Annotated in this window: 25 protein-coding genes; 16 read left to right on the top strand and 9 right to left on the bottom strand. The window is 41.6% G+C overall.

Translation table 11 applies throughout. The features are described 5' to 3' along the window. Window positions 1–7 precede the first annotated feature (7 nt). From BMX95_RS28445 to BMX95_RS28420, 6 genes are all read left to right on the top strand, one after another. A complete protein-coding gene (locus BMX95_RS28445) occupies window positions 8–1,969 on the top strand; it encodes a sigma 54-interacting response regulator (RefSeq protein ID WP_081200167.1) in 1,962 nt (653 codons plus the stop codon). A gap of 195 nt (window positions 1,970–2,164) precedes the next feature. After that, window positions 2,165–2,386 carry a 2TM domain-containing protein gene (locus BMX95_RS28440; RefSeq protein WP_081200171.1) on the top strand — a complete coding sequence of 74 codons (222 nt, stop codon included), beginning with the start codon at window positions 2,165–2,167 and terminating at the stop codon, window positions 2,384–2,386. A gap of 9 nt (window positions 2,387–2,395) precedes the next feature. Further along, on the top strand, window positions 2,396–2,953 hold the full coding sequence (locus tag BMX95_RS28435) for a cupin domain-containing protein (RefSeq protein ID WP_081200173.1): 558 nt from the start codon (window positions 2,396–2,398) through the stop codon (window positions 2,951–2,953). 25 nt (window positions 2,954–2,978) lie between these two features. After that, window positions 2,979–3,536, top strand: coding sequence for a carboxymuconolactone decarboxylase family protein (locus BMX95_RS28430; protein WP_081200175.1), 558 nt, complete (start codon window positions 2,979–2,981; stop codon window positions 3,534–3,536). 68 nt (window positions 3,537–3,604) lie between these two features. Further along, window positions 3,605–4,339, top strand: a complete 735-nt coding sequence (locus tag BMX95_RS28425; protein WP_081200177.1) for a putative quinol monooxygenase — start codon at window positions 3,605–3,607, stop codon at window positions 4,337–4,339. Window positions 4,340–4,357: 18 nt separating this feature from the next. Continuing rightward, on the top strand, window positions 4,358–5,167 hold the full coding sequence (locus tag BMX95_RS28420; protein WP_081200179.1) for a DJ-1/PfpI/YhbO family deglycase/protease: 810 nt from the start codon (window positions 4,358–4,360) through the stop codon (window positions 5,165–5,167). Window positions 5,168–5,242: 75 nt separating this feature from the next. Here BMX95_RS28420 and xseB read toward each other — a convergent pair whose 3' ends face one another. Together xseB and xseA are read right to left on the bottom strand one after the other, a co-directional pair. Further along, entirely contained in the window at window positions 5,243–5,452 is a 210-nt protein-coding gene (gene xseB / locus BMX95_RS28415) for an exodeoxyribonuclease VII small subunit (RefSeq protein WP_081200181.1), read from the bottom strand. Continuing rightward, complete coding sequence (xseA, locus tag BMX95_RS28410; protein ID WP_090519650.1) at window positions 5,430–6,872, bottom strand: exodeoxyribonuclease VII large subunit; 1,443 nt, start codon at window positions 6,870–6,872, stop codon at window positions 5,430–5,432. The genes xseB and xseA overlap by 23 nt, the downstream gene beginning before the upstream one ends. A 148-nt stretch (window positions 6,873–7,020) precedes the next feature. Between xseA and BMX95_RS28405 the strand changes: the two genes are divergently transcribed. Together BMX95_RS28405 and BMX95_RS28400 are read left to right on the top strand one after the other, a co-directional pair. Then, complete coding sequence (locus BMX95_RS28405) at window positions 7,021–8,064, top strand: zinc-dependent alcohol dehydrogenase family protein (protein ID WP_081200183.1); 1,044 nt, start codon at window positions 7,021–7,023, stop codon at window positions 8,062–8,064. 56 nt (window positions 8,065–8,120) lie between these two features. Beyond that, a complete protein-coding gene (locus BMX95_RS28400; protein ID WP_081200185.1) occupies window positions 8,121–8,789 on the top strand; it encodes a BON domain-containing protein in 669 nt (222 codons plus the stop codon). Window positions 8,790–8,891: 102 nt separating this feature from the next. On the opposite strand, the gene BMX95_RS35735 is transcribed toward BMX95_RS28400, so the two are convergent. Next, the gene (locus BMX95_RS35735) at window positions 8,892–9,026 is read right to left on the bottom strand and encodes a hypothetical protein (RefSeq protein WP_262493577.1); all 135 of its coding nucleotides are present in this window, start codon (window positions 9,024–9,026) and stop codon (window positions 8,892–8,894) included. A 151-nt stretch (window positions 9,027–9,177) separates the two neighbouring features. Here BMX95_RS35735 and BMX95_RS28395 point away from each other — a divergent pair, with 151 nt between their 5' ends. Continuing rightward, window positions 9,178–9,996 (top strand): universal stress protein, encoded by an 819-nt coding sequence (locus tag BMX95_RS28395; protein ID WP_081200187.1) that lies wholly within the window; start codon window positions 9,178–9,180, stop codon window positions 9,994–9,996. 15 nt (window positions 9,997–10,011) lie between these two features. Next, window positions 10,012–12,408: a phosphoenolpyruvate synthase gene (ppsA, locus tag BMX95_RS28390; protein ID WP_081200189.1), complete on the top strand. Its 2,397-nt coding sequence runs from the start codon at window positions 10,012–10,014 to the stop codon at window positions 12,406–12,408. 11 nt (window positions 12,409–12,419) lie between these two features. On the opposite strand, the gene BMX95_RS28385 is transcribed toward ppsA, so the two are convergent. From BMX95_RS28385 to BMX95_RS28360, 6 genes are all read right to left on the bottom strand, one after another. Continuing rightward, window positions 12,420–13,598, bottom strand: a complete 1,179-nt coding sequence (locus BMX95_RS28385; RefSeq protein ID WP_081200191.1) for an HAD-IC family P-type ATPase — start codon at window positions 13,596–13,598, stop codon at window positions 12,420–12,422. Between the two features lie 66 nt (window positions 13,599–13,664). Next, window positions 13,665–14,846: a DUF3570 domain-containing protein gene (locus BMX95_RS28380; protein WP_081200193.1), complete on the bottom strand. Its 1,182-nt coding sequence runs from the start codon at window positions 14,844–14,846 to the stop codon at window positions 13,665–13,667. Window positions 14,847–14,868: 22 nt separating this feature from the next. Continuing rightward, entirely contained in the window at window positions 14,869–15,087 is a 219-nt protein-coding gene (locus tag BMX95_RS28375) for a DUF4266 domain-containing protein (protein WP_081200195.1), read from the bottom strand. Continuing rightward, entirely contained in the window at window positions 15,084–16,031 is a 948-nt protein-coding gene (locus tag BMX95_RS28370) for an FAD:protein FMN transferase (RefSeq protein WP_081200197.1), read from the bottom strand. The genes BMX95_RS28375 and BMX95_RS28370 overlap by 4 nt, the downstream gene beginning before the upstream one ends. Next, window positions 16,015–16,458 carry a thioredoxin family protein gene (locus tag BMX95_RS28365; RefSeq protein WP_081200199.1) on the bottom strand — a complete coding sequence of 148 codons (444 nt, stop codon included), beginning with the start codon at window positions 16,456–16,458 and terminating at the stop codon, window positions 16,015–16,017. The genes BMX95_RS28370 and BMX95_RS28365 overlap by 17 nt, the downstream gene beginning before the upstream one ends. 132 nt (window positions 16,459–16,590) lie before the next feature. Further along, entirely contained in the window at window positions 16,591–16,971 is a 381-nt protein-coding gene (locus tag BMX95_RS28360) for a hypothetical protein (RefSeq protein WP_133053903.1), read from the bottom strand. Window positions 16,972–17,143: 172 nt separating this feature from the next. Between BMX95_RS28360 and BMX95_RS28355 the strand changes: the two genes are divergently transcribed. From BMX95_RS28355 to BMX95_RS28330, 6 genes are all read left to right on the top strand, one after another. Continuing rightward, window positions 17,144–18,256, top strand: a complete 1,113-nt coding sequence (locus BMX95_RS28355; protein WP_081200203.1) for an efflux RND transporter periplasmic adaptor subunit — start codon at window positions 17,144–17,146, stop codon at window positions 18,254–18,256. Continuing rightward, entirely contained in the window at window positions 18,253–19,515 is a 1,263-nt protein-coding gene (locus BMX95_RS28350; RefSeq protein WP_081200205.1) for an ABC transporter permease, read from the top strand. The genes BMX95_RS28355 and BMX95_RS28350 overlap by 4 nt, the downstream gene beginning before the upstream one ends. A 10-nt stretch (window positions 19,516–19,525) precedes the next feature. Continuing rightward, the gene (locus BMX95_RS28345; protein ID WP_081200207.1) at window positions 19,526–20,206 is read left to right on the top strand and encodes an ABC transporter ATP-binding protein; all 681 of its coding nucleotides are present in this window, start codon (window positions 19,526–19,528) and stop codon (window positions 20,204–20,206) included. A gap of 137 nt (window positions 20,207–20,343) precedes the next feature. Further along, entirely contained in the window at window positions 20,344–21,408 is a 1,065-nt protein-coding gene (locus BMX95_RS28340) for a hypothetical protein (RefSeq protein WP_081200209.1), read from the top strand. 7 nt (window positions 21,409–21,415) lie between these two features. Beyond that, window positions 21,416–22,510 (top strand): RHS repeat-associated core domain-containing protein, encoded by a 1,095-nt coding sequence (locus tag BMX95_RS28335; RefSeq protein WP_133053904.1) that lies wholly within the window; start codon window positions 21,416–21,418, stop codon window positions 22,508–22,510. After that, complete coding sequence (locus BMX95_RS28330) at window positions 22,479–23,042, top strand: hypothetical protein (RefSeq protein ID WP_090519648.1); 564 nt, start codon at window positions 22,479–22,481, stop codon at window positions 23,040–23,042. Before BMX95_RS28335 ends, BMX95_RS28330 begins: the two co-directional genes overlap by 32 nt. Window positions 23,043–23,338: the final 296 nt, after the last annotated feature.

Raw genomic sequence — 23,338 nt, 5'->3', positions numbered from 1 at the left:
GCTTTAAATGAATAAAAAATTACTTATAGTAGAAGATGAATTCGTAGTGGCCAATGACCTGCGATTGATATTAACGCAGGCTGGATATAATGTATTGGGAATTGCCGCTTCAGTAGAAGAAGCTGAGGCGTATCTGCAACAGCAAACGCCTGACCTCGTTATTTTGGATATCCGGTTAAATGGAAAACGTTCCGGGATCGCCCTGGCGAGAAAGCTAAAGGATGAAAATATCGCATTCATTTATGTGTCTGCCAACGCTGACCAAAAAGTACTGGAAGAAGCGAAGACAACGGAGCCTTACGGATTTTTGATTAAACCCTTTAGGGAGAAAGACCTGCTGGTTACCCTGGATATTGCCTGGTATCGTCATACCCACAGCCTTGAATCAAAATTGCGGCGGGAAGAGCGTTTGCAAAAACTGCTGACTGAAATAATTAATGAAGATGCTGATGTACAGTTAAAAATATTAAAATTGGCCGGGGCTATTCAATCTTTTATCCCGTTCGATTTTATGGCAACAGGAGTAAGACCCCTGAATGGAGAACGCTTCAGTGATATAGGTTATTTGCGCCTTGGTTTTGATGAATACCAATATATTGGTGAAAAAGAATTACTCACCATAACGGGTTTGAATAATGGCGCCTTTTACGCCGCCATTGAAAATGGTCATCTCGACAGTGAGGGGAAAGTTTATTCCAGCGAAGATCCAGGCGATTGCTCCATGAACAATTCACTGCAAAGACTGGTGTTAGATAGTTTGCGAATGGAGTCATATCTGGTATTCCCTGTTTCGCTTGGATATGGGTTGTCGGTGCATTACTTTTTTTACAGCCGTCAGACTGGTATTTACAGTAAAAACCATCTTACTTTTCTAAACCGGATAAAACAGTGGCTGACAGACCTCGCAGAAAAGATCATTTATTATGAGACCTCCTCCTCTGTAGAAAAGAATTGGCCTGTTTCTCCGGATAAGAACCAACATAAGGCGGAGTTTTATCCCGGATTCAAAAGTATAGTTGGAAATCATCATCTTTTATTGTCAGCATTAGACCTTGCCACACAGGTGGCCCCTTATAATACATCTGTGCTGATATTGGGCGAGAGCGGTACAGGCAAAGAAAAAGTAGCTCAATCCATTCATGAATTGTCAACGAGGAAAAAGGGGCCATTTATTAAAGTCAATTGCGCTGCAATTCCTGTAACATTGGTGGAATCTGAGTTGTTCGGCCATGAAAAAGGTGCATTTACGGGTGCTATTGAAAAAAGGAAAGGAAAGTTCGAACAGGCAGATGGCGGAACCATTTTTTTGGATGAGATAGGAGAGCTGCCGCTCGCCATACAAACGAAATTATTACGTGTTTTACAGGAAAGGGAAATCGAATATGTTGGCGGCAACTCACGGGTAAAAGTTAATGTGCGCGTTGTTGCTGCCACTAACCGAAACCTGGAACAGGAAGTGGCCGAAGGAAGGTTCCGGCTTGACCTGTATTATCGCCTGAACGTTTTCCCTATTACCCTGCCGCCTTTGCGGGAGCGTAGAACTGACATAGAAATGCTGGCAGCCTTTTTTGGGAATAAATTTTGTAAGGCATTCGATAAGCCTTTTCATGGAATTGCAGATTCGATGATCCAAAAAATAAACGGCTATAACTGGCCTGGAAATATTCGCGAACTGGAGAATGTGGTAGAACAATCTGTTGTTCTTAATGACGGCCGGTCGAAATTACAATTAATGCGAGACCTGTCAACGCCGGCTTTTAACCATATCGAAAAAACAGGCATTAATACATTTGATGAAGTAAAACATATTCAGCAGGCAACAGAACGGGAATATATTACGTCCATCCTCAAAAAAACAAAAGGGCGGATACGGGGAGCGAATGGTGCCGCAGAACTATTGAATATAAAACCGACCACCCTCGAATCGAAAATGGCTAAGCTAAATATCAGAAAGCAGGATTTTGACTAAACTCCAATATTTTCGGAGTTCGGTTAATTAAACTCCGAAAATATCGGAGAGCCCTGTCTGTATTTTTTCCCGCTCTGTATTACCAATTATTAGTATTGATCTTACTTACAGCTTACTACAAAATAGCTTTTCCCTGAATGTTAGCCGGGTAGCAGAATGGCATACAAATAGTCGATATAGATCAAAACTAATTGTATGGCATATCCCAATCAATGGAGCGAAGGCTCCGTCAACCCCAGAAAGGGTTTCAGAATTCATCTCCTCGTTTTTGTGCTTTCCATTCCTGGTATGTGGATTGTATGGTACTTCACCGATAGAAGCTACCCCTGGCCGCTATGGTCAACCATTGCATGGGGTATCGGCGTGCTATTCCATTACCTGGGCGCATTCGTTTTCAGAAAATCAAAGAATAATTAAAACAGATTTATGAACCAGCAACAAAAAACATTCAGACGTATTATAACAGGTCATAACAGTGATGGTAAAGCTATTGTTGTTTCCGATGCACCACCAACGCATACCCAGCTTGTCGGCGGCCCCGGTGGTCCTACTTTTTTTGAAGTGTGGCATACGTTGGAGACCCCGGTCCTGATTCACGGGCAGCCGGCGGAACCTGATGAAAAGGGATTGATATTACCCCCTCCTAAAAATGGTACCCGTTTGCGGGTGATTGAATTTCCGCCGGAAGGTGAAGAAATACGAAAACTGACCGGTGCAGATGCCGCGGCCAAATTCAAATCTATGGGCGATGAAAAAGCTTCCACCTCAAATGAAGCAGCCCCTCATCCGTTGATGCACCGCACAAAAACGGTTGATTATGGAATTGTGCTGGAAGGCGAAATAACGTTGGTGCTCGATCAGGAGGAGACCCTCATTCAGGCGGGTGATATCATTATTCAAAACGGCACCAATCATGCCTGGGCCAACCGTTCGGGCAAAACATGCCGTATGGTCTTCATTTTGATCGATGGGGTTTACACCTGAAATTGTATCTCCTAAAAATTAAACCATGCGTATACAACCATTACCACCAGATTCTCTGAACGGTGAAGTCCGTTCCGTACATGATGAGATTGCCAAACTTGTTGGCCGCAGCCAAAGCCAGGTGCCTATGATGGATAAACAGGGGGCGTTATTAGGGCCTTTCCCGGCCATGTTACACCATCCGCAATTCGGCATTCCGGCGTTGAGTTTTATTAGAACGCTCGACATACATGCCACGCTAAATAAAAGTGTTCGCGAGGTGGCTATATTAACGGTAGCGGCATCCTTTGGCGCGCGCTTCGAACTGTATGCCCATGAGATCATGGCGGAAGCATTTGGGCTTTCACCCGACGTGATCGCATCGCTTGCAGCAGGCACTCATCCTGATGGATTAAACGAACAGGAAGCTATTGCGCATAGTATTGCCCATGTGCTGGTTAACGGCCACGTTGTACCAGATTCAACTTATAACCGGGCTGTTCAGTTGCTTGGACAGGATGCGGTGGCAGAACTCTTCTTTCTTGTCGGCGGCTACTGCTTTATCGCAATTATTTTAAACGGATTTGATATGCCGGTAAATTGACACATTTGTGTCAGGTAAGGCTTTTATTTTCTCCTCAGATTTGCATTATCAAATCAATACAATTTACCATGACAAAAGAAATAATGCTGGCCATGTATATGCTGCTGGGCGGCATATATGTAAATGCACAAAAAACAAATAGGATGGAGGAAGTAGTAGTGTTAACGCGGTATGATGTAAAAAATGAACACGGTAAAGAATTCCACGAATTACTTAGTAAGTATGTGAAACAGGCTGTTAGTAATAAAGCTAACATTATGGCGGAAGCGTATTATGAAATCGAAGACCCTGCTGTAATGTGGCTCATTGAAAGATGGAGCAATCAACCCGTGTTGGAGAAAATGAGAAGCGGTGAAATATTCAAACAGATAGGAATATTTGCTGAAAGGAAACTGGCGCAGCCTGTGAAAACGATCAATGTAAAAGACCTGGAGCCGCTTTCAAAAGAAGCATGGCGAAGAGAACCCATGAAGGAAGATACGCCCATTACTATTATGTTATTTGTGGATAGCAAGGCCGGCACCGAAGGTCGGTTTAAAGAAGTATACCATACTGCAATGCCACAATTCAGGAGCGAACCTGGTGTTATCAATTACCAGCTTTCACAATTGGAGGAAGACAGTACGCAGTTTGTAACTTATGAAAAATTCAGGAATGAAGACGCCTTCCGGTACCACCTGAATTTTCCTCCTATTCAGCCGGTGATTGACTATTTAAACAGCAGTATCAAGAAACAACCTTTCCAGGCCGGACTTCACAGGCTGATAAGATTTGCCCCCTTTAGTAATGGGAAATATATGTAACAATTAAAATTTAATGAGATGAAATTTTTAAATCAGCCTATGCTGGCCGGTATAGTAAGCGTTTTTACTGTATTTAACGCTGCCGCACAGGTAAAAACAACAGAAATGAACAGTCATGAACTTTCGGTCCTGAATCAATTGGGATCTCCTTCAGTCGTTGTGAGTATGCCTGTATCGCAATTGCTGAACGCGCCCGGAAACGAGGCCTTAAGAGCTTTTTTCTTTACGCCTGTAAAAGATCAGACCGTATTAAAGGATAAAAAAATAGCAGTTATTGCCGCCGATGGTTTCGAGGAAATTGAATTACTCGGTCCTGTATGGTATTTCAAACAACTTGGCGCCAAAGTGGATATCGTAGCTCCCAAATACAATCCTGCACCCGAGCGGTATGGACTAACGTACCCGGAAATGGCAAAGACACATATCATGGCCATTCAGTATTTGCAGCCTGTTGGCTGGATAAAATTTGATCGTACTGCAGACCAAATCAAAGTGAGTGATTATGATGCCGTTTTTATACCCGGCGGTGCATGGAACCCTGATAACCTGCGCAATGATAAAGATGTGATAAAGTTTATTCAGGATTTCAATAAGTCGGGGAAATTGATTGCAGCTATTTGTCACGCACCGGTTGTATTGGCTTCAGCTGATATTTTAAAAGGTAAAAAGCTGACAGGTTACTGGAATATACAGGTTGATTTGAAGAACGCCGGCGGAACAGTATTGGAACAACCCGTGGTAACAGACGGCAACCTGATCACCAGCAGGCATCCTATAGATGTAGCCGAATTTTCCAGGGCAGTCGAAACCTGGTTAGTTAAAAAGTAAACTAACGCTGGCTGATATTTAAAAGGCTTATAAAACGTATGTTTTATAAGCCTTTTAAATATTCATGATTCATTACTACTTTGGCTTTGAACCTTCCATTTGCGCAATGATCTTGTTCACTTCCGTTTCGGTAGATTTAAGCTTTGTCTGGCAAAACACAATTAGCTCGGAAGCTCTTTTTACTTTTTCTGCCAGTACATCTACGGAAACGCTTTCATTTTCAATTTCCCTGGCTATTTGAGCAAGCTCGTTATAAGCCGCTTCATACGTTAAAATCGTTTCCATTATATGTTGTTTTGTCTTTTACGGTTGATGTTATTTGGGTTTCGGCTAAAATAATATCAATTTCGTTGCCTACTTTGATGCCGTCCGGATTACTGATAATCTCATTGTTTACTTTGATGATCGCGAACCCCTTTTTTAGTATGTTTTTGGGCGACATTAAATTTATAAGGGAAACATAATGACCAAGATAGCTTCGTTGATTTTTAAGATACTGGGCATTGAAGGTTTTAATATTCTCAGCAATATTTTTTATGTCTGCAAGCCTGTTATATACAATGATCTTTGGTTTGCTTGCCAACTGACTGGCCATGGCAGTCAACTCACTCCGCCGATTAAAAATAATTGACTTTGATGTGTTGATGGTGATTTGATTGATCTCAACCAACCCGTCTTTATTATGGGCGATAATATTTCTTGAATTGTTTACAATGAGGCTGTTCAGTGAGGCGAGTTTTTGAAAATAATAAGAGAAGAATTGCTGCGATTTGATAACAATGTTTTTTTGAAACAGCAGCAAATTTTCTTCAAACTGTTTATTGTGAGCGATAATAAACTCGGCAGCTTTAGTAGGTGTTTTTGTTGGGCTATGCGCCATCAAATCTGTAATGGTCTCATTTTTCTGGTGCCCTATACCGGTAATAATGGGGATCGGAAACCTGGCGACCGCACGCCCAACGTTATAATCATCAAAAAGTAAGAAGTCAGTCTGGGCGCCTCCACCTCTTATGATCACCACTGCGTCATATGGTATTTGGGAGTTGAACACCTCGATGATCTTTGCGACCAGGAGTTCTGCATTGTTTTCCCCCTGAACAACTGTAAAATAATCATCAATTTGAAACTTGTAACCATGTGGATTGCTGTCAAGAGTATGCCTGAAATCTTCGCCGCCTGCAGAAGTCTGCGACGTGATAAGCGCAATTCTTTGTATGACGATTTTATGGTTTAGGCGATTGTTTTTGGTGTAATATTGGTCGCCTGCTTTTTGTATGAAACCCGGATTTTCAGCCACCAGTCTAGATAGCGTTGCCTGGCGTTGTTGCTCCAGAACCCCCAATGTAAAATTTGCATCGATATCAATTACATTCAATTTGAACCCGTAGATAGAATGAAACTGTACCGATACCAGCAGCAGCACATTAATATTATTGGTAAATTTTTGTCCGGTTACCGTTTCGAAATTGTATATTTTTTCTGAGCCAATACCCCAGGCACTTGCAGAAATTTTCGCAATAATACCGTTTGAATAAGGGTCTTTTTCGACGAAATCGAAATAATGGTAATTTTTTTCGTGCTTATGGGTGTGATTGGTTACATCACCAACCACCCAAAACATACGACCACCAAAGTTTTGGGTGATAATTTCTTCAATCTGCCGGTTAAGGTCAGAAAGCTTAATGTAGTTTAAATCAGGCATCATATTCAACCAGGTACCAGTTCGGTTATGCCAAAAATACGAAGTCCTGACGAAGATCATGGCAGCTATTGACCGTCCTTATCATTCTTTTTCGGGATTTATAACACCTTTGGTTTGTAATCACTAATTATTCAAGATCAAACTGATTGAAATGAAAGCATTAGTTTATCATGGACCTGGCAAAAAAAGCTGGGAAGAAAAGCCAAAACCATCCCTTATTAAACCTACCGATGCAATAGTGAAAATCAATAGAACCACCATTTGCGGTACCGATTTGCATATTCTGAAAGGTGATGTGCCTGAGGTAACAGATGGCAGAATATTGGGGCATGAAGGTATTGGCACTATCGGGGAGGTAGGCCCTGCAGTAACCGGTTTTAAGAAAGGCGACCGGGTATTGATCTCCTGCATTACCTCCTGTGGCAGGTGCGAATATTGCAAAAAGGGCATGTATTCACATTGTGAAGATGGTGGTTGGATCCTGGGCCACCTCATTGATGGAACGCAGGCAGAATATGTACGGATCCCCTATGCGGACAATAGTCTTTATCACATTCCTGACAATACTGCTGATGAAGAAGCGCTTGTAATGTTAAGCGATATTTTGCCTACTGGTTTTGAATGCGGGGTGCTCAACGGCAAGGTAAAGCCGGGCGATTCTGTAGTGATAGTAGGGGCTGGCCCCATTGGGCTGGCTGCATTGCTTACAGCTCAGTTTTATACTCCGGCAGATATTATTATGATAGATATGGATGATAACCGGTTGGAAGTGTCTAAAAAATTTGGCGCCACTCAGGTTGTCAATAACCGGAACGAGGATGCTGTAAAACGAATTTATGAACTTACGGGAAATAAAGGCGCTGATGTGGTTATTGAAGCAGTGGGAGTGCCTGCTACATTCGAATTATGCGAATCGATTGTTGCCCCTGGCGGCCATATTGCCAATATTGGCGTGCATGGTAAAAGCGCCACCCTGCATTTGGAAAAACTGTGGTCGCACAATATTACTATTACCACCAGGCTTGTAGATACAGTCACAACCCCCATGTTATTAAAAACGGTATGCTCCCATAAGCTCGATCCAGGTAAACTTATAACCCATCGATTCCCGATTGCCAACGTGTTGGAGGCATATGATACATTTCAACATGCCAGTGTGGAGAAAACGCTGAAAGTGATTCTTATAAATGAGTAGGGATGCTCCGATAAATTTGAACAGAGTGCTATTTTGATAACTTTAAAATTGATTGTATGAAAAGTGATATTGAGATCCAAAAAGATGTAATGGATCAATTGATGTGGGAACCGATTTTAAATGGTACAGAAATAGGCGTGTCAGTGAAACGTGGCGTTGTTACATTGTCCGGCAGGGTAGACAACTACTCAAAAAAAATGGCGGCAGAGCATGCCGTGAGAAAGGTAGCCGGAGTAAAAGCAGTGGCTGAAGAAATTATGGTAGGTATTTTACCGGACTTTCGCAGATCAGATACTGAAATAGCAGAAGCAGTTTTATGTTCGCTAAAATGGAATCCATTTGTGCCGGAGGAAGAGATCAAGGTTAAAGTTGAAGATGGATATGTGTCGTTGGAAGGGGAAGTAACGTGGGATTACCAACGCAATTTTGCAAAAAAATGCATTGACCATCTTCCGGGAATAAAGATGGTTTATAATTTCCTGACTGTTAAACCGGTGATATCGCCTGTAAATGTAAAAGAAAAGATTGCTGCTGCATTTGAACGAAGCGCTACCATTGATGCGGAAAAAATTAACGTGGAAGTGTCGGGTGGAAAAGTTACCCTGGAGGGGAAAGTCCGGTCGTTTGCTGAACAGGAAGATGCCGTTGATGCTGCCTGGTCAGCTCCCGGCGTAACTGAGGTGGTAAACAGGCTGGAATTGGAAGATATTATCTTTGCCTGGTAATAAAAAAGCCTCCCCGGTTTAATGTGAAGCCGGAGGGGGCTTATATACCCAAAATAAATAATCCCAGCACACTACCAAAGGTAAGATTTACGAGCGGGCCAGCTATGCTTCGTAACAGGCAACAGTGCAATACTCAATACGGTCGTACAGTTTATCAAAATGTTCAAACTTTTTATAAATAAGCGTTTCCGGTATTTCCAGGCCATCTTTATGCGGCGATTCTATATTTAAGTTCATCTGATTACCTGTTGTGGCGGTATTCACAGTGGGGTTTACTGTTCCTCAACACGATTTGAAAAACCGGAGTATTAGGATCAGTAAACATGAAATGACATTGCAGTAAGTTCATGTTTACAAAAAGAGGTTCATAAAAATTAAAAATTCTTTTATGGAAAAGATTCTAGTGGCGATTGATGCTAATCAAATAAATGCAAATGCATTGGATTTTGCCTGTTATATGGCAAAAATGACCAACTCAAAAATTATCGGTGTTTTTCTGGAAGACGGAACAACTGCAAAGGCGCCGGTCAGAGTATCAGTAAATGCGGGTGGCACTGGTACGTTGCCCGCAAAGGAATCCTTAAATCAATATGATAAAAACATACATCTTTTTACAGAATTGTGCAGGCAAAAACAGACAAACAGTTCCATTCATGTTGATCAGGGATTACCGGTTACCGGAATAATTAAGGAAAGCCGTTTTGCCGACCTCCTTATTGTTGATCCTGAAATGTCGTTGAGATCTAAAAAAGAAGGATCGCCCACCGCTTTTATAAAAGAAGTTTTGGCAAAAAGCGAATGCCCTGTTTTGATTGCTCCATTCAGTTTCACCGGCATCGATGAGATACTGTTCGCCTATGATGGCAGCCAGTCGGCTGTGTTTGCAATTAAACAATTTACCTATCTCTTTCCTGAGCTTACCGACAAAAAGCTCACCATTCTACAGGTAAATGAAAATGATAACGAACCGATCATTGAAAAGGAAAGGATAGGGGAATTGCTTCAAATGCATTATTCTGCTATTGGATATCACCGGCTTTACGGAAATGCCGGGAATGAGCTGTATCGATACCTGCGACCAAGGAAAAATGTTTTTGTTGTAATGGGCGCCTTTGGCCGTAATATGCTTTCTGATTTCTTCAAACACAGTACGGCTGAACTGGTTTTGGAAACCATAAACCTGCCAGTATTTATTGCTCATCATTAAGTTAAAATATTTTTTATGCAACCATTGGTAATGAAGTATAAGGACATCAGTATTAATGATGTAGCCAGGGTAGGTGGCAAAAATGCTTCCCTGGGTGAGTTGTTTAATCAACTGGCAGATAAAAAAGTGGCCATACCACCTGGCTTTGCAACCACAGCTGAAGCGTTCTGGCTATTTATTGATGGCAATCAGATCCGTGGTAAGTTAAATGAGTTAATGGGGTTTTTAGACAAAGCTGATTATTCAAATCTAGCCTATATAGGGAAGCAGGCCAGGTGTCTTATAATGAATGCTTCTCTGCCGGAAGCATTAACTAAAGATGTTATGCAGGAATATAATCACTTGTGTGGAGGAACTTACTTTGAAGTAGCGGTTCGGTCGAGTGCCACGGCGGAAGACCTTCCCGAAGCCAGCTTTGCAGGCCAGCATGAATCATATCTTAATGTTTTAGGTGAAGAGCGATTGTTGCTGGTCGTTCAAAAATGTTTTGCTTCCCTGTATACCGACCGGGCTATCAAATACAGGGAAGACAATCATTTTTCACACGATAAGGTTGCATTGTCTGTTGGTATACAAAAAATGGTGCGGTCTGACAAAGCCTGCGCCGGCGTATGTTTTACGTTGGAACCAGAGTCGGGATTCAGAAATGTTATTCATATAGGCGGTGTATGGGGGCTGGGCGAAAATATTGTGCAGGGTTCGGTAACACCTGACGAATTCCTGGTGTTTAAACCAACGTTGCAGCAGGGAAAACGCGCCATCATTCAAAAAAAGTTGGGTGAAAAATCAAAGACCATGGTTTATTCAACCAGTGAATATTCAAACCTGAATACAGTTAATATAGATACACCACCCGATAAAAAAGAACAGTTTGTATTGACTGATGAAGAAATCACCCGTATAGCCAAATGGGCCCAATTAATTGAAGATCATTATCAACGGCCCATGGATATAGAATGGGCTAAAGATGGAATTACTGGTGAACTGTATATTGTTCAGGCGCGGCCTGAAACAATCCATGCCCAGAAAGATCCTGCATTGGTAAAAGAATATCAGTTGGAAAAAAAAGGGGTATTATTAGCAGAGGGCGAAGCCGTTGGTTCAAAAATAACCACCGGCATCGCCAGACTATTACGCACACCCGCTGATGCAGATAAATTACAAAAAGACGAGATCGTAGTAACTGAAATTACCAGCCCCGACTGGGACCCCATCCTTAAAAAGGCGGCAGCTATTATTACAGATAAAGGCGGCCGCACCAGCCATGCATCCATTGTAGCCCGTGAACTGGGTGTTCCTGCGGTAGTGGGAACGGGCAATGCCACACAGATGATAAATGATGGCGAACAAATTACCGTTTCTTGCTGCGAAGGTAAAACAGGGTTTATTTATAAGGGAGAATTAAAATATAGAGAAATTACACACGATTTCAGCAATATGAAAATGCCCGCCAAAACACAGGCAATGCTTATTGTTGGCGATCCTGAAAAAGCATTCTCCCTCTCGTTTTATCCTAATAATGGCGTTGGACTGATGCGTATTGAATTTATCATAACACATTTTGTACAGGTACATCCTATGGCGCTTGTAAAATTTAATGAGTTGAATGACCAGGCAGCAAAGGACGCTATTGAATTGCTGACACATCATTATCCGGATAAGGAACAATATTTCGTTGATAAACTTGCCCAGGGAATTGCCACTATTGCCGCCGCTTTTTATCCCAAAGATGTGATTGTTCGCATGAGTGATTTCAAGACCAATGAATATGCAAACCTGATTGGCGGAGCGCAATTCGAACCGGAAGAAGAAAACCCCATGCTGGGATTCAGGGGAGCTTCCCGTTATTATAACGACCGGTACCGGCAAGGCTTCCGGCTGGAATGTGAAGCAATAAAAACAGTAAGAAATGTAATGGGGCTTACCAATGTAATAGTAATGATTCCATTCTGCAGAACGGTAGAAGAAGGCAGGCAGGTGATTGAAGTAATGAAAGCAAACGGATTGAACCGGGAAATGGACCCTTCACTTGAAGTTTATGTAATGGCGGAGATTCCCAGCAATGTGTTACTAGCCGAACAATTTGCCGAAATCTTCGATGGTTTTTCTATCGGCTCTAACGACCTTACCCAGCTTACGCTGGGCATAGACCGCGACTCTGCTATTGTGAGTAGCTTATTCAGCGAACAGAATGATGCAGCAAAACAAATGATGGCCATGGTGATAAAAAAAGCCAGGGCCGCCGGCAAAAAGATTGGATTATGTGGACAGGCGCCAAGCGATTTTCCAGAATTTGCGCAGTTCCTCGTTCAACAGGGTATCGATAGCATTTCTTTTAATGCCGATGCTTTGCTGAAAGGCATCGAGAACATTATAAAGGCAGAGGTGAAACCTATGGCCATGGTTCCATGAACTGCGGCTATTTACCATCTTTTTCTTATAACCGGCTGCTCAGGTTTATACAGGTTGGTCTTATATATTTCAAACCAGAAAACAGCTATAAAAGCGACTCCTGTGCATAATAGAAAATCCGTTAAAGTAATGGTTGACAACCCAAAAATTGATTGAATAAGGGGAACGAAATATATAACGGCCAGAAACAGGATTGAGATCAATAATATCCAGGGTGCCAGCCTGTTTTTATAATGTATTGTTTTGACGAAGTTTTCGGTAAATGACCGGTTGGCAAACGTTAAGAATATATTGCTGATGACAAGTGTAGTATAAACCAGGGTGCGGGTGTGATAGAAGGAAGCACCGTTGTTCATTGAAAAATGATACAGCCATAATACCCCGATCGTTATAATAAGTCCCTGTACAATGCTGATGAGTAATTCATCCTGTTCAAACAGGCTGATGCTTCTTTTGCGTGGTGGCAGTACCATGATATTATCCTCAACCGGTTCCCGTTCAAAGAAAATAGAACAGGTAGGCCCCATGATCAGTTCAAGAAATATAATGTGAATGGGAGTGAAGATATGGGGATATTTCCAGCCCAGTAAAACGGGCACAGCGGCAGTAAGAATAATTGGGATGTGGATGGATATGATATAGCGGATGGCTTTTTTCAGATTACTGAAAATTTTTCTGCCTTGCCTTATGGCCTCCACCACCTTTCCCAGGTCATCATCCGTTATGATAAGATCTGCAGCCTGTTTGGCCATTTCTGTTCCTTTTTTACCCAATGCAATACCAATGTCTGAAGCCTTTAGAGCCGGCGCATCGTTCACGCCATCGCCCGTCATGGCTACTATATACCCGTTACTTTTCAGCGCGTTTATAACCTGTTGTTTTGCCTCCGGGAACATTCGTACAAACAGGCTTACGGCTTCCACCGTATTCTTCAATTCTTCCTCTTTCATCAGCAACACCTGGTCGCCGGTTACATGTTTCATATAAGCTTTGATACCTGTTTGCTTACAAATATTTACTGCTGTTTCGGCGTAATCACCGGTTAACAGTTTTACATCGATACGTGCCTCGTAAAATTGTTTTATTACCTGGGCAATGTTATGTCTGGGCAATGTTTCATAAACGTAATTTAATTTATGAACATGGCTGTTCCGCTGACCAGGATCAAATCCATGTACGATTAATATCATTGCCTGGTAATAAAAAAGCCTCCCCTGTTTAATGAAACCGGAGGAGGCTTTTACCTGAAAAAACTGTCACTTGTATTTAATATTCAGCGATACAATATTGGCATTCATATTTATATTCTTGGTATAGTGCCCATACCGGATCTCTAACATATTCCAGTGCTTAACGCCAAATACGCCATTGGGCGGCGCCAGCCGGATGCCTGCCCCCAGGAAATTACTGTTGAATTTTGACAGATCATAGTTGCTGGTATAAAATTCATTTTGTGCCGTATGCTGCTCATAAGGCGCGAAATATTTTACGGCCGATTGGTTATAGAACCGGTAAAAAGGACTCACAGAGAAAAAGGAAGTGATCTTTACCGGTACTTCAATGTTTACAGTGTGTGAGCTAATGCCCCAGTCATCTTTATAATACCGGTACCAGGTCCTGATGATGAATCTGTCGCCCAGAAAGTAGTTGGCCCTGAAGCCTAATGGTACTTTAAAGCGGCTATCGGGCAGTTTTTCCTGGTGAACACTGCCATCGGTAAAGTACACGCGATAAAACGGCAGGCTTAGGAAGCCTTGCTGGTGTACTATATCGGCGAGGAATGCCACCTGCAGATTCTTATTGATAACCTGTGTCCACGACAAAGACCCGGCTATGGTATTCCGGTTGGCAGACCCATAACTTTTATCCTCGGGGTTACTTCTTAATTCTACCGGAGTAACCAGTTTAACCTGGTCAAAGAAGGCCTGAATCTTTACCGATAACTCGCCACTCCTGTCTTTTGTTTTTTTAGAGAACCCCGCATTAACGCCAAAGGACGTATAATCGAATTCTGAAGAGGAGGATACACCTGCCGTTATTGTACTGCCTTTTTGCTCATTCTCCATACTCCAGGTAAGCGATGGATAGATCCTGGTATTTGCATGCGAAGCGGAGGAATTGGCTTTCAGATCAATTTTGTCGGAAGAGGCCGAGGTGTAATGATCGATCCCCAATTCCAGGTCGAAAGCATGTTTCCTTAGTTTGCGGTCGTATTTGGTGAGCTTTATATCAAACACATTGGCAAGATCTGTCAATTGCTGGGTACCAATACCACCCGTTACGGCCGCGTGGTCCCCATTCTGGTTATAGTAACTCGATACCAGGTTTATTTCATCTACTTTTAGTTTTCTGCTTTGAAAGCTGCTGTCGGGCAATTGTTGCGCAAAAGATTTTACCAATGCAGCAATACCTAACACAGTCAGGAATATTCTTTTCATGCATGTTGGTTAAAACAGTTAATTAATTACAGCCACAACCGCCGCCGCTTTTACCGGCATTGGCGCCGGAAGCACCTTCGCGGTACGACTGAAAACTCATTTCAGTCTTTTCCACTTTGCGGTTCGACAGGCTCATTTCCGAATCGTTCAGTTTGTTTTTCTGGTATTCTTTAACTGTTTTGCAGGAGGTGGCCAGCGTGGTAAGTACAGCCAACGCAACCAGGTATTTTTTGATGCTCATTTTAATTGGATGTTTTTAGTGGTGTAGATATTGTTGTCGTCATCTACAAGAATGCAGCCGAGATGCTGGATCTGGTTGATCAGATGCAGGCCTGCTTTTACGCCCATCACCATAACCGGGGTGGCCATAGCGTCGGCTATTTCAGCATACGGACTTATGATGGTTACACTTTTTATACCGGTTACCGGCATGCCTGTTTTAGGATTGATAGTATGGGAATATTTCTTACCGTCAATCATTACATACTTTTCATAATTACCCGAAGTAGCAATGGCCAGATCGGAAATGTTAAGCCAGGAAAAAGCCGATCGGGCATTGTCAGGATGCGCAATACCGATAGTCCACGGTGCTCCATTGGCCTGATTGCCCCAGGCTACCAGGTCGCCCGATGCATTTACAATGCCGCTTTGTACGCCTTCTTTAACCAGCAGGTTCCGGGCCATATCCGCAGCATAGCCTTTGCCTATGCCGCCAAAACCGATGCGCATGCCTTTTTCTTTCAACATCACCGTGCATGCCTGTTCATTCAGCAACACATTGTGATAATTGATCAGCCGCACCGATTGCCTGGCCGTTTCCCCATCGGGTAAACTGGTCATGGTGCGATCGAAATTCCACAATCGTTTATCTATGGAACCATAAGTGATATCAAATGCTCCGTCGGTAACTCCGGAGATCTTTAACGACCGTTTGATGAGCCCGAATACTTCCCGGTCAACCGGCACTGCCTCCATGCCAGCCATGCTGTTTACCTGGTTTGTCTGGCTGTTTTCATCAAACGTGGTGAGTAGTTTTTCAATTCTTCTGATCTCATTTACCGCAAGGCCAATTTTTTCATAGGCCCAGGTTTCATCATTGGCCACTACGGTAATTTCAAACGTGTTACCCATCAGTTTACACGTGTGCTTGTATTCAAACAACGGTTGTTTAAGGACGTTTGACATCACAAACCGATTTTAGCTGGTCAATAAACAGGGCGCTGTTATTATCGGGGTAACCTTCCCATGCCTTTACTACCTTACCATCGGCGGTAAGTATTACTGTATAAGGGAACTTTCCCAGGGGATTGTATTTTTCAGCCAGGGCATCATTGCTTTCCTGCAATTCTTTCGACAGCTGGTTCTTCTTTTTACGGGGAAAATCGGCATCGTATAATTCCAGGGAATTATGTGCCAGTTGTTCAAAGTCCTTACTGTCAAAAACCTCCTGGCGTAGCTTGATACAGGGCGCACACCAGTCTGACCCCGAAAAATTCAATAAAATATACTTACCATTTTCTTTGGCCAGCTTTCTGGCACTTTCAAAATCAGGGTGCCAGTCTGCAAATAGCAGGTTGCTCCCTGCCAGTATAAACAGGAATAATAACTTCATTGGATGATTTTTACAAACCTTTGAATGTAATAAGAATTTCAGGAGATGTGGCTGCTACAGGACATGCCTGGCCATGTGAATAATTCACAGACTTTCAAATCACATACCAGCTCCTGATCTCAATATCTGGAACTATGCCCTGGGCGGTTGAAAAATGGTATAAGTAAGTAGCAGGGGAGAGATATTATCGTTCAAAGCCACGGGCAATCCGGTGTTTTTAACCGGTGCCCTGAAATTGATGTGGGGTATTATTGTGAGATCGGTAGGCAAATTTCGACCGTAAACATTTAAAACGGTCTTGAATGGTAACCGCATATCCTGTTTGTAATCGTTATCGAAGGGCTGAGGATCAATGTAATGCATCTTGAAAAAGGAACCCAGCGTCATGTAGGGGCTTTCACTTTTATGCTTCACATAATGACCTGCCAGCAGCGGCAATTTCAGCAGCTGATACGCGTCGGTTGATCCGAACAGGTAAATCACTAACAGCAATATGGCCAGTTTCTCTTTCACGTGTTGAAGGTATCTAAAATAATAATTAAACAAAAAGACACTTGAAAAGTTTAACAAGCTGGTAAACATTCCAGCAACTATTAATTTGATCAGTATCATTCCCACGCCTGTTTAAAGTCAGGCCTTTTGCCTGGTATTTGAAATAACTTCATTTGGCAAACCGGTAATCTGTATGAACAATTTAATGCCATGGTTAGGTTATGGGGGTATCTTACTATTCAGTCTATGCTGTAATAATACCCCGGTTGTATTTCCCGAAAGGAAAGATATAGTGGAGGCTGTATACGCAGCCGGTAAAATTATACCTGAAAATGAATATAAACTGTCTTCGTTAAGCAATGGCACTATTATTAAAAAATTGGTTAAAGATGGAGATACTGTGCAAAAAGGGCAGTTGTTGTATATAATCAACAACGAAGCAGCCAAGGAACAGTTTAAAGCAGCTTCAAAGAATTTTCATATGGCCACTGAAAACCTTTCCGGACAGTCTCCATTGTTGAACGACCTAAAGCTATCCATGCAGAATGCCGAAGTGAAATGCGACAATGATTCAAGCATTTATTATCGTTATAAAGCATTATGGTCGCAAAATATAGGTACGAGGAATAACCTCGATAATGCGTTTGCCAATTACCAGGTATCCCTGAATCAGAAAAATATGGCTGAGCAAAAGTATTATGCCGCTGTCAATGAATTAGAGGTGTCTGCAGGTAATGCCCGTAGCCAGCTGGCTTCAGCAGGTAAAGACCTGCAGGAGTATTTTATCAGGAGCGACCGGGACGGAGTAGTTTACCAGACATTTAAAGAAACCGGGGAAACGGTGTTCACGAATGAAGTAGTAGCATTAATTGGCAATGCCGGCCATCAGCTGATCCGGCTGTCGGTAGATCAGGAGGACATCGGCAGCGTTCAAACGGGCCAGCAGGTATTGTTACAGACTGATGTTACCGGAAATACGATATACGAAGCCATAGTCTCCTGTATATATCCGGTAATGAATGAGCAGGATCAAACCTTTCGGGTGGATGCTACATTTAGCAATCTGTCAGCGCCAGCATTCATCCATAGTTCAGTAGAAGCAAATATTATTATCCAAAAGAAGAATAAAGCGCTGGTTTTGCCCCGTACTGCATTAGCCGCGAACGATAGTGTTTGGGTACAGGTAAATGGAGATAAAACCAAAAAGCATATACAAACTGGTATAACAACCCTGGAAAATGTAGAAATCATAGCCGGGCTTGATGAAACAACGCCCGTATTGCTCACAAATAAGGAAGAGCCATGATGCTGCCGGTAAACTGGAAGATCATGAAGGTGCATTTGCTATCACGCAAACGCCAAACGATAGTGGCTATGTTAGGGGTTACTTTTGGGATAGGTATGTTTATTCTGATGATGAGCTTTATGAAAGGAATGAACGACTTCTTTGAGGATATCATGCTGTCAGTTACTCCGGATATTCGCATTTATAATGATTATAAAACAGATTATTCTTCCTCAGTTACCGGACAATACCTTGGCGCCCGGCCAAAGAACTGGATCATTGTTCGCCATCCCCGCCCCAGGCAAATAAATTTAAATCTTAAAAATGCCCCGGGTATCATTGAAGACCTTAGGAAGCAAAACGAAATACAAGTTGTTTCGCCCCTGGTATCTGCCCAGGTGCTTTTTAATTATGGACCTGTTCAGTTGAGCGCCCTGTTGGATGGCGTAGATATCAGGGAAGAGGACCGGCTGTTTGGTTTGTCGGACAAGATGGCCAGCGGCCGCCCCGAAAACCTGCTGACGTCAGACAATGGCATTTTACTCGGCTATAAGCTGGCTAAAAAATTAAATGTACGTACAGGCGACCTGGTAACCGCTACAGCGCCATCAGGAATACAACTGCGCTTCAGGGTGGTAGGTTTGTATAAATTCGGTATTGCCACTATGGATGAATTCAAAGCATACGTCAGTTTGACCGATATGCAACAGTTATTAGGTAAAAGCAGGGACTATATCACCGATATTCGTTTAAAGCTGAAAGATATGAAGCAGGCGGCCGTGAAGGCACCTGCATTGGCAAAAAGATATGGGTATAAGGCAGATGACTGGGAAACGGTAAATGCATCTATAAAAGCGGGTAACCTGATCAGGGACACGTTTACTTATGTGTTAAACTTTACCCTGTTACTAATAGCCGGATTTGGCATTTATAACATAATGAATATGGTGATCCTTGGTAAGCTAAAAGACATTGCCATCCTAAAGGCAGAGGGTTTTGCCAGAAAAGACATTGTGCAGATCTTTTTATCCCAGTCATTGATCATCGGGTTGATAGGTTCTGTGGCTGGTCTTTTATTGGGCTTTCTGCTGTCGTATAGTTTGTCGAAAGTACCCTGGCCCGAAGATGAGTACATTGTGATCAAACGTTTCCCGGTAAACTTTGATACACTTTATTACATGGTAGGTTTGATATTTGGCCTGTTGACTACCGGAATTGCCGGTTTGCTGCCAGCACTGAAAGCATCGAGGGTCGATCCGGTGGCAATTTTAAGAGGATAAAACAGCGTATATGTCGCAACAAGTATTGAAAGCGGAAAAACTCAATAAGTATTTTCATGAACCGGACACGATCCATGTATTGCATGATATTTCAATGTCGGTAGAGGAGGGAGAATTTGTTTCCATCATGGGAAAATCAGGCAGCGGTAAATCAACTTTATTATACCTGTTGTCAACTTTAGATACGCAATATGAAGGAACCGTCGATATAAATGGAACCAGGGTAACTGGCTTGCCGGAAAATGCAATGGCACGTTTCCGGAATGAATACATCGGTTTTGTGTTTCAATTCCATTTTCTGCTTCCGGAGTTCACCGCCCTTGAAAATGTAATGTTACCCGCTTTGAAATTGGGAAAACGTGATCATGGTGCCATTGAACAGCAGGCAATGGAAAAGTTACGGAAGATGGATCTGCATCAGTACGCGCATAAATTGTCTGGTAAATTGTCGGGAGGCCAGCAGCAGCGGGTAGCCATTGCCCGCGCATTGATCAACGATCCCAGGATTATCATGGCTGATGAACCAACCGGGAATCTTGATTCAGCCAACACTGCCAACATCTTCGATATTTTTAACGGGTTGGTGCAAGACGGCAATACAATCATTGTAGTTACACATGATCACGATTTTGCCAGAAAATCAACCCGTATTCTTGAAATGGCCGATGGAAGGATTTGCACAAATGGGTAAATGAAAATTTTGTTGACTTTGCTCAATATCTTGACGTGAAAAACACCCTTTTTTAAGGGTGGGGCGGCGGGAAATACCATACATATTGTAATTTCCTTTACTTAAAAAACTCCAAGTAATTCACCCCTTGCCCGCTTATGAACAACTTTATAACTTCAGCCGTCAGGACTGGTAAGGCTTCCAGTAAAATGATTGCTTTTGCTTTTGTATTACTCTATAACAGCGTGTTTGCTCAATCTCAAAACTTAAATGGGCATAAGCTATTATACCACGATGCCTATTCTGAAATATCGCAGATGCTGGAAGATAAACAGCCATTGAATTTTAAGCGTGCCATTTTTTTAATGGAAAATGCATTCCTTAACGGAAGCTGGAAATATGAACAATTTAGCGAACAGATACAAAGCATCACTAATAAGCTGCAACTGCTAATTAAAGAGCGCCATTTTGAAAAGTTTAAAACGGCAGGTAATTGGGCGGCTTTTACATATATGGTAGATTCAATTTCGCAAAACGATTTCAAACCTTATAAATATGATTTTGACAATTTCCTACCCACTAAAGACCCTACGGTTGGCTTTGTAACAAAACTTATAACAACGGGTAAAGGTAATTGCGTTTCATTGCCGGAACTGTATAAAATACTCACGAATGAACTTCAGTGTACTGCCTACTTAGCATTAGCGCCGATGCACTGCTACATAAAACATAAAGACGAAAATGGTAAATGGGTGAATCTTGAAATGACAAGCGGCAGTTTTGCCAGGGATGAATGGATTATGCAAGAATCAGGGGTAACAGTTGAACAAATAAAAACGGGTATTTATATGAACGCCCTTACTGAAAAAGAAACTTTAGCAAGCGTCTTAAATGACCTGGCAGCAAATTATCAATTTCAATTCGGGTGCGATGGCTTTGATTTACTAGTTGCTGAAACTGCACTAAAATACTATCCTAAAGGTGTACACATTTATATGGTGAAATTTGAGCATTACAGGAAAATGCTATTACAAGCAAGGCAGCAAAACAATAGCGTATCAGTAGATCACTACAATCGAATACTTTTTGGCATAGATCAAAAATTGGCTGAATTGGCATATAAAGAACCATCAAAACAAGATTATGAAGAATGGGTAAGGGATAATGAAAAGAACAGGTTATTACAGGAATCCAAAACACAAATAAAATCAAATAATAAATAATTATACAATGAAGCTATTTATTTGCACTATAATTGTATATAGTCTGACTTTTTGTTGTCATGGGCAAACCCTTAATCCATACGAGGGCTTTGGTTATGAACCACAGTACAAGTATGTAATGACAAATCGCGGATTAACTGTTAATAATACAGATGGAACAAGCAAGGTTTCTAAAATAATAGTTGATGCAGCTAATAAAGTTGCATATATATACGGTAAAGATTCATTATTAATTAGTCAAATAATACTTAGCGAAAAAGAGGTAATGCGGTTCCTTTCGGTTGATCCGCTAACTAAACAATACCCTATGCTTACGCCTTACCAGTTTGCCAGTAATCAACCGATATGGGCAATTGATTTAGACGGCCTTGAAGCAAAGGTCAAAGTAACTACGGAAGTAACCGGGTATACAGTACAAAGATTAACGGGCATTGTTCCGTCTGGAACAAATACAATGGTTGTAGTTCCTACATATAAGGTAATATTGACAGATGCACAAAAACCAGATAGAGCTATTGCAACTGGTAGTGTAACCAGGGATTCCTGGTATTCAAGGGGAAGCAATTCGTCTGGCGAATACGAGTTAATTAATAGGCACTTTGAACCTGCCGATGGAAATAAAAACCTATATACGGGGGAACGCAGGCGATTCCCGCCAGACACCGATTTACGTGGTTATAGATTAAACCAAAAAGGCAGTGCCACTCTTAATGCACAGCCTCATACAAAAGAACAGGAAACTTATTTGGGCGGTAGCCCAATTGATGAAGCAAGAACAAATTATAAACAAGCAACTAACGTATATTTACACATCGGCGGCTTATACCAACATACACCGGGAGCCGATCAAAGTTTAGCAGCCTCCTATGGTTGTTTTGGTTTTGTAAGCAGCCCTCAAATTTACACTACAGTTCAACAAGCGAATGATGCAATTAAAAATGGAACGTGGGACGATAAAGGAACAACAAATGCAGATTATCAAAGTTTCATGGATAAGATAAAACAGGTAAGAGATCGCTATAACGGAACACCTAATGATAAAGTTCTTATTGAGGTAATTAAACGAGATAATGTTAAAGAAAAAAGTAACAAAAAACTTTAGAATCAGTTTACTGTTAGGAATAGGGATATTTTTAACTACTTACTCATTGGCTCAGGAAAATTTCAAAAAAGATAAGTGTTATTTATTGGCTGATGGTAAAAAAGTTCAATTATTCAGTAATCTGGCAACTATAAGAAAAATTATTTTAGTATCAAGGAATATTGAATATCTGGATACTAAAATTTTTGCATACTGGTATGATGCAAAAATTAAAAATTTCAACAAATACCTAATCACACCGCAGATTGTGTTCTTTGTAGATACGGCAACAAAGAAAACAATAAAGGAGGAACTTTTTTATAGTATTGAACGAGATAAAGTAGATGGTAATATTAAAAAGGCGAGTTTGAAAAATATTATCGAATTAATAAAAAGGCAAAATATTCCATTTCTTGAAATAATTAAAAACCCTGATTTTGGGACTTCATATAAATTTGACTCTACCTGTCATCCATATGAAGTTGAAATTTCAAAAATTTCAAACGAGCATGGAGGCCAAGAGTTTACAATAAAAATATTACTGTATAAATAAAAGCCACTGTTAATGTAAAACAGTGGCTTTTTTATGCTACGAATAGTATTAGTAGTCTTTTCTGTGTAGCATTTTTATGCAGCAAATTTGTTACCGCACTTTCTGACATTTTTTTTGTCAATTGTACGCATACGGTGTATATATTATATATTTTTAACTCCGCAAATTACATTGATATCAGAACCTCAACCCTTACGGGTGGAGGCTGTCTCAAAAGTAATTTGAGGCGGCCTTTTTTCATTTTCAGTTTTTAAGGCGTGTTTATCCACAAAAGCACTGTATAACTAAAGCTTCTT

The organism is Niastella yeongjuensis (assembly GCF_900110245.1).
Taxonomy (GTDB): domain Bacteria; phylum Bacteroidota; class Bacteroidia; order Chitinophagales; family Chitinophagaceae; genus Niastella; species Niastella yeongjuensis.
This window is presented reverse-complemented; position numbering and strand designations above follow the sequence as displayed.

Coding starts and splice junctions, on each gene's coding strand:
- BMX95_RS28445 (WP_081200167.1), top strand. CDS start 8: ATGAATAAAAAATTACTTATAGTAGAAGATGAATTCGTAGTGGCCAAT.
- BMX95_RS28440 (WP_081200171.1), top strand. CDS start 2,165: ATGGCATATCCCAATCAATGGAGCGAAGGCTCCGTCAACCCCAGAAAG.
- BMX95_RS28435 (WP_081200173.1), top strand. CDS start 2,396: ATGAACCAGCAACAAAAAACATTCAGACGTATTATAACAGGTCATAAC.
- BMX95_RS28430 (WP_081200175.1), top strand. CDS start 2,979: ATGCGTATACAACCATTACCACCAGATTCTCTGAACGGTGAAGTCCGT.
- BMX95_RS28425 (WP_081200177.1), top strand. CDS start 3,605: ATGACAAAAGAAATAATGCTGGCCATGTATATGCTGCTGGGCGGCATA.
- BMX95_RS28420 (WP_081200179.1), top strand. CDS start 4,358: ATGAAATTTTTAAATCAGCCTATGCTGGCCGGTATAGTAAGCGTTTTT.
- xseB (WP_081200181.1), bottom strand. CDS start 5,452: ATGGAAACGATTTTAACGTATGAAGCGGCTTATAACGAGCTTGCTCAA.
- xseA (WP_090519650.1), bottom strand. CDS start 6,872: ATGATGCCTGATTTAAACTACATTAAGCTTTCTGACCTTAACCGGCAG.
- BMX95_RS28405 (WP_081200183.1), top strand. CDS start 7,021: ATGAAAGCATTAGTTTATCATGGACCTGGCAAAAAAAGCTGGGAAGAA.
- BMX95_RS28400 (WP_081200185.1), top strand. CDS start 8,121: ATGAAAAGTGATATTGAGATCCAAAAAGATGTAATGGATCAATTGATG.
- BMX95_RS35735 (WP_262493577.1), bottom strand. CDS start 9,026: ATGAACTTAAATATAGAATCGCCGCATAAAGATGGCCTGGAAATACCG.
- BMX95_RS28395 (WP_081200187.1), top strand. CDS start 9,178: ATGGAAAAGATTCTAGTGGCGATTGATGCTAATCAAATAAATGCAAAT.
- ppsA (WP_081200189.1), top strand. CDS start 10,012: ATGCAACCATTGGTAATGAAGTATAAGGACATCAGTATTAATGATGTA.
- BMX95_RS28385 (WP_081200191.1), bottom strand. CDS start 13,598: ATGATATTAATCGTACATGGATTTGATCCTGGTCAGCGGAACAGCCAT.
- BMX95_RS28380 (WP_081200193.1), bottom strand. CDS start 14,846: ATGAAAAGAATATTCCTGACTGTGTTAGGTATTGCTGCATTGGTAAAA.
- BMX95_RS28375 (WP_081200195.1), bottom strand. CDS start 15,087: ATGAGCATCAAAAAATACCTGGTTGCGTTGGCTGTACTTACCACGCTG.
- BMX95_RS28370 (WP_081200197.1), bottom strand. CDS start 16,031: ATGTCAAACGTCCTTAAACAACCGTTGTTTGAATACAAGCACACGTGT.
- BMX95_RS28365 (WP_081200199.1), bottom strand. CDS start 16,458: ATGAAGTTATTATTCCTGTTTATACTGGCAGGGAGCAACCTGCTATTT.
- BMX95_RS28355 (WP_081200203.1), top strand. CDS start 17,144: ATGAACAATTTAATGCCATGGTTAGGTTATGGGGGTATCTTACTATTC.
- BMX95_RS28350 (WP_081200205.1), top strand. CDS start 18,253: ATGATGCTGCCGGTAAACTGGAAGATCATGAAGGTGCATTTGCTATCA.
- BMX95_RS28345 (WP_081200207.1), top strand. CDS start 19,526: ATGTCGCAACAAGTATTGAAAGCGGAAAAACTCAATAAGTATTTTCAT.
- BMX95_RS28340 (WP_081200209.1), top strand. CDS start 20,344: ATGAACAACTTTATAACTTCAGCCGTCAGGACTGGTAAGGCTTCCAGT.
- BMX95_RS28335 (WP_133053904.1), top strand. CDS start 21,416: ATGAAGCTATTTATTTGCACTATAATTGTATATAGTCTGACTTTTTGT.
- BMX95_RS28330 (WP_090519648.1), top strand. CDS start 22,479: ATGTTAAAGAAAAAAGTAACAAAAAACTTTAGAATCAGTTTACTGTTA.